A 4,901-nucleotide genomic window follows, 5' to 3' on the forward strand; every position below is an offset into this window, starting at 1 on the left:
ATGAAGAGGAATCCTAATACTTAAAAATGCTCTTGATTATATTGAGAAGGAACACAATTGTACATCATAAATGATCATTTTTGTACAAAATTATATTGACATTTATATACGTTTTCAAATTCGCCGCCCCAGTTACGGCGCAGATAGATCCCATCCACATAGACATACGGATATCGTCCGCCTTGCAGAGGACGGTTCCGCCAATCCTCGATGTGGACATATGCTTTCTTGTTCAACTCACTTATGGTGGAGGGAGAGACTTTGCTGCCCCAGAGGGCCTCGGTAATATCCTCCACACGCCGAACGGATACGCCTGCCAGGTACATCTCAATGAGCGCCTCTTCCACGCTGCTCTCCCGGCGGCGGTACCGCTCAATGATGGCAGTTTCAAAGGAAATTCCCTTGAGCTTGGGTACCTTGAGGGTGACATCCCCGGAGGTGGTGGTGAGATTTCGGTTGTAGTGGCCGCTGCGATAGCTCTGACGCTGCTCATTGCGCTCGTACCGGGCCGCCTGGGTCAGCTTCTCCGCCTCGGCCTCCAGCAGTTCGTTGAGGGTTTCCTCTACGCTGCCTCGTACCAGTTCTTTGATTTGACCCTTGATTACTTCCTCGTTAAGCTGTACAATCTTTTCGGACATGGTTTGCTGTCTCCTTTCAGAATGGTGTGTCGTGACTTCATTCTACCAGAGGGCTGCAAACCATGTCTCTTTTTAACTACTTTTCAATTTGCGAAACTTATTGTACCTTATCCTCTGAAATGCTTCTATGGGTAATTTCTGTAGGTTTGTCAATCATGTGTTACACAGACTGTAAATAATCTCTGAGGACCTCACTGGGTGTTTTCCATCCCAGAGGCCGCATAGGAAAGTTATTATAATCCCTGCGATTATAGAGTTTTAGCTGTTTCGCAAAATCCTCAAAGGAATAAAAGAGATGTGTTGCGTAAAAGCGTTCATTGTCTTTCCTGTGGCTGCGTTCTACCTTCCCATTATGACGGGGAGTAAAAGGACGGATGACCTTATGCCGTATTCCATGCGCTTCCAGTTGCTTTTGGAAGAGAGTAAAGAAAACCAAGGGAAAGGTGAGGCTATTAAAACTGCCCTTCAGTATATACGGGCAGAATTGTGGGAATATAGCGCGGTGGGAATTATGGACGCAGACGGCCAGCATCTGCCCGAAGATATGGAAAAGCCGCTGATGAGGGCAGGAAGAAATCCCGGAACACTGGTCCTTGGAACAAGAAATCTGGACCAATCCACACCCTGGAAATCCAGGTTCGGCAACCAGATTACAAGAAAGATTTTTAAGCCTTGTTTCAGCCTTCTGAAACCCTTGACATAGTTCCTTATTTTGCTTATAATTTCGTTAAACAGTGGTTTTTATACTGCGTTACTACATAATGGGAATTATGTGGTTTTTAAAAAGAGAGGAGATTGACAGATATGCAAAAAGAAAAATATATCAAAGTTCAAGCCGTACCTGTGAAAAGAATTGATAAAGCTCAGGCCGGGCTTCTTAAAACAAATTTGGAAGACGTATTGAAAGAGTTAGAGAAGATGTAGCGAAAACTGATAGAAACAGAGAATTAGAGGAAAGCATAGATGAAGATATCAAAGCAGTATGTTATAAGAGAAATTCTGGGGGAGCATATTATTGTGCCTACCGGCCAGGAAGCAATACGTTTTCAAGGGATTATTGCTGTGAATGAGACAGGCGCATTTCTGGTTCGGTACCTACAGGAACATGATGCAGATGAAGAAGAGCTGACTCAAGCCCTTTGCAGAGATTTTGAGATTGACAGTGGTACAGCTAGAAAAGATATAGAAGATTTTATAGAATCTGTTCACAGACAAGGGGTTCTGCTTGTGGAAGAAAAGAAAAAATGAGAAACGGAAGGTGAAGAAAAATATGAAAAAAAAGTATAAGAAACCTGAAATTGTTTTTGAAAAATTAGCATTTAAGTCAGCACTGGCAACGTGTGGGTTTATTTCAACGACAAGAATTTCGGATGATAGATTTCCTTGTGAAATGGTAGATGGTGACGACTGGCAAGGTGGCAAGGGTGAGCCGGCATACAATGAAGATTTTGATTGTGTTTTAATTGGTGATTCTAGCGTTTGTGATAGTTATTTCTACTGCTATCATGTACCAATCATGATGGAAAACGGCAATGAGGCATATATCGGGTTATCTTAAATGAATCAGTATGCATATTGTATCGGCGGTATTGGAATCAATTTTTTTTTAGAACCTCCAATCTTTTTGAAGAAGGAAAAAGTATCTGTACCTTTTGAAACCGAGCCGAAGCAGGGAGTGGATCTTTTGTTCCACGTAACAGAGGATTCGTTTCCAAAAGATGGTAAGATTTGCTATCGGGATGAAAGATGTATTATTTTAGAGGTGCAGGGACAGATATATCGCTATCAGGGAGTACTAGACACAGGTGGGGATTTTTTATGGCGGAGTCGAATCACGCTGAAACAGGAAAGCCAGAATGTATTTCCCGTATTTATACATGCTCAAAGTGGGAGAAAAGAGGAGAAATATCTGACGGAAAAGCAACTATTGACCATGGCTGGGTTCGAATATTTAATGATTCACCGAAAAAGAGTGATTCTTCATGCATCCCTAATTAATTTTCAGAATCAGGGAATTGTCTTTTCAGCTCCGTCGGGGACAGGAAAGTCAACTCAGGCTGACCTGTGGAAGAGGAGGTATCCTATTGTAGAAATTATAAATGGAGACCGCGTGATTTTAAGTTGTGAAAATGGAAGAGGAATGGCCCATGGACTTCCATTTTGCGGTACTTCCGGGATTGCTTTGAATTGTACTATTCCTCTTACAGCAGTGATAATCCTTCGGCAAGCCAAGGAAAACAGAGTTTGGACTCCAGTACCGCTGGAAGCGATAAAAGCACTGTTGTCCGAGTGTGCAGTGGATATTTGGGATACTAAGGGAATGGAAATAGTGATAAGACTTCTGGCGGAAATACTTAGGACTGTACCAGTATATATCTATGAATGTCTACCAGATGCTTCAGCAGCAGAGTTTTTAAAGTTATTTTTGGAAAAAGAAGGAGTACTTCAAGATGAAAAAAAGAGACGATATTAATCATGAAGCTGCCATCAGCTGGTACTTGTCACAGAAAGCGGCAAGGGCAGGCAGCCCGGTAAACGGAACATTTGAACTGACTGGCCGGTGCAATTTTAGCTGCAAAATGTGCTATGTGCATGAACAAGAAAACAGTGACGAGTGGAAAGAAAAAGAATTATCAGTATCAGATTGGCTGGATATCGCAAAGGAGGCAAAACAGGCCGGACTTCTCTATCTGCTTTTAACTGGAGGAGAGGCAATGATGCGTGAGGACTTTGTGAAATTATATGAAGCGTTGAGTCAGATGGGGTTTCGCTTGGTGATTAATACTAATGGTTCTATGTTGACTTCAGAAATTGAGCACTGTTTCAAAAAATATCCGCCGGCCAGAGTCAATGTATCTATTTATGGAGCTTCAGAAGAAACTTACGAGAATTTATGCGGAAGACGAGCATGGAGGAAAGTGACAGATACAGTGCGGAAACTTATTTCAATGGGGATTTCTGTGCGTACAACAACTGTATTGACAACCTATAATTGCCATGATATAGAAAAAATTTATGAGTTTGATAAAAGTCAGACCTCTCTGATTGAGATGACTCCATATCTATTTCCACCTATTCGCTTGAAACAAGGGCACAGCGGTGAGAACGTAGCGAGACTTTCAGCAGAAGAGGCCGGGAAATATATGGTAAAGAGAGATTATCTTCTGTCTGATAGCCGAGAAGAATTTATAGAAAAGGGACGAAGATTTCTAAAAACTGGAACAGGTTGTCCCTACGAAATACAGCATCTGGGGAATGCCCAGGGAGACGAAAGCCGATGCGGTGCAGGCCGTCATTCTTTCTGGATTACCTGGAATGGGAAAATGCGGCCTTGTGGGTTAATGACATATCCGGAGGCAGATGTACGGAAATTGGGATTTGATAAGGCCTGGAAACAGATAAAAGACGAAGTTTCTAAAATCCGTCTTCCTTATGAATGTAAAACTTGTAGACATAGTCAGTTTTGTAAAATTTGTGCAGCCATCTGTCAGTCGGAGACTGGACGTTTTGACCAGCGGCCAGATTATCTTTGTCAGATGTCCGAGTCAGCAAAGGCGGCATATGCAGAAGCGATCAAAATGCTTCAGGGGCTGGAAAAGAAGGAAGAAGCAGATGTGTAGAAAAAAGTCCAAGTCACCAAGTTTGAACTATGCTATGCTACGGGAAATAGTTACTGAGATCCGCTGGATGAGCAATTATATTATAAAATATCGGGCAGCAGTGATGTTTTATGTTTTTGTAGGAATATTAGGAACTTTAATGGGATTGTCAGGAAGCCTTGCGTCTAAATACATGATTGACGCTGTGACCAAGTATCAGCCCCAGCAGTTGGTGACAACAGCCTGTATCTTTGTAATTTCGGGTCTTCTGGGAATTGGATTTCATGCTGTAATGAGCCGTATGCTGGCACGTATTAGTTTGAAAGTATACCAAGATATTTATGAGGACGTTTATCTAAAGGTGATGGAGGCCAAATGGGAAGAAATTGCAGAATTTCATAGTGGAGATTTGCTGAATCGTTTGAGCGGGGATGTAACTACGGTGTCAAAAAGTATTCTGGGATGGATCAATGTCATTAAGTTAAGATTTTAATGGCAATCGAGGGTTATATTGCAAATATGCCCTCTCTTTTTTATCATTTTTCAAAGAAAAGCATTGACATTGCAACGATAGTGTGCGGCCTATTATCAATCATAGAATTGATAATAGGCCAATTGTTTATAGGTATATGTTGGAGGTACTTGAACATGAATAACTATAAAC

6 protein-coding genes and 2 pseudogenes are annotated in these 4,901 nt (G+C 41.8%); 6 read left to right on the forward strand and 2 right to left on the reverse strand.

Annotated features, from left to right (window positions below; translation table 11 throughout):
• Window positions 1-107: 107 nt before the first annotated feature.
• Both B5F09_RS14180 and B5F09_RS15395 read right to left on the reverse strand, forming a co-directional pair.
• A pseudogene (locus tag B5F09_RS14180) lies at window positions 108-638 on the reverse strand (transposase); the annotation flags it as partial.
• Between the two features lie 160 nt (window positions 639-798).
• Window positions 799-1,056: pseudogene (locus B5F09_RS15395) on the reverse strand (integrase core domain-containing protein); the annotation flags it as partial.
• On the opposite strand from B5F09_RS15395, the gene B5F09_RS14190 reads away from it, so the two are divergent.
• The 6 genes from B5F09_RS14190 (at window position 1,033) to B5F09_RS14215 (ending at window position 4,730) form a co-directional block, all read left to right on the forward strand.
• The gene (locus B5F09_RS14190; protein ID WP_394335305.1) at window positions 1,033-1,341 is read left to right on the forward strand and encodes a glycosyltransferase; all 309 of its coding nucleotides are present in this window, start codon (window positions 1,033-1,035) and stop codon (window positions 1,339-1,341) included. The pseudogene B5F09_RS15395 and the gene B5F09_RS14190 sit on opposite strands and share 24 nt — an antisense overlap.
• Before the next feature lie 260 nt (window positions 1,342-1,601).
• Complete coding sequence (locus tag B5F09_RS14195; RefSeq protein ID WP_087374983.1) at window positions 1,602-1,886, forward strand: PqqD family protein; 285 nt, start codon at window positions 1,602-1,604, stop codon at window positions 1,884-1,886.
• 22 nt (window positions 1,887-1,908) lie between these two features.
• On the forward strand, window positions 1,909-2,196 hold the full coding sequence (locus B5F09_RS14200) for a hypothetical protein (protein WP_087374984.1): 288 nt from the start codon (window positions 1,909-1,911) through the stop codon (window positions 2,194-2,196).
• Window positions 2,197-3,111: a hypothetical protein gene (locus B5F09_RS14205; RefSeq protein WP_087374985.1), complete on the forward strand. Its 915-nt coding sequence runs from the start codon at window positions 2,197-2,199 to the stop codon at window positions 3,109-3,111.
• On the forward strand, window positions 3,089-4,258 hold the full coding sequence (locus B5F09_RS14210; RefSeq protein ID WP_087374986.1) for a radical SAM protein: 1,170 nt from the start codon (window positions 3,089-3,091) through the stop codon (window positions 4,256-4,258). The genes B5F09_RS14205 and B5F09_RS14210 overlap by 23 nt, the downstream gene beginning before the upstream one ends.
• The gene (locus B5F09_RS14215) at window positions 4,251-4,730 is read left to right on the forward strand and encodes an ABC transporter transmembrane domain-containing protein (protein WP_087374987.1); all 480 of its coding nucleotides are present in this window, start codon (window positions 4,251-4,253) and stop codon (window positions 4,728-4,730) included. Before B5F09_RS14210 ends, B5F09_RS14215 begins: the two co-directional genes overlap by 8 nt.
• Window positions 4,731-4,901: the final 171 nt, after the last annotated feature.

Origin of the sequence: Erysipelatoclostridium sp. An173, assembly GCF_002160495.1 — a bacterium.
Taxonomy (GTDB): domain Bacteria; phylum Bacillota_I; class Bacilli_A; order Erysipelotrichales; family Coprobacillaceae; genus Thomasclavelia; species Thomasclavelia merdavium.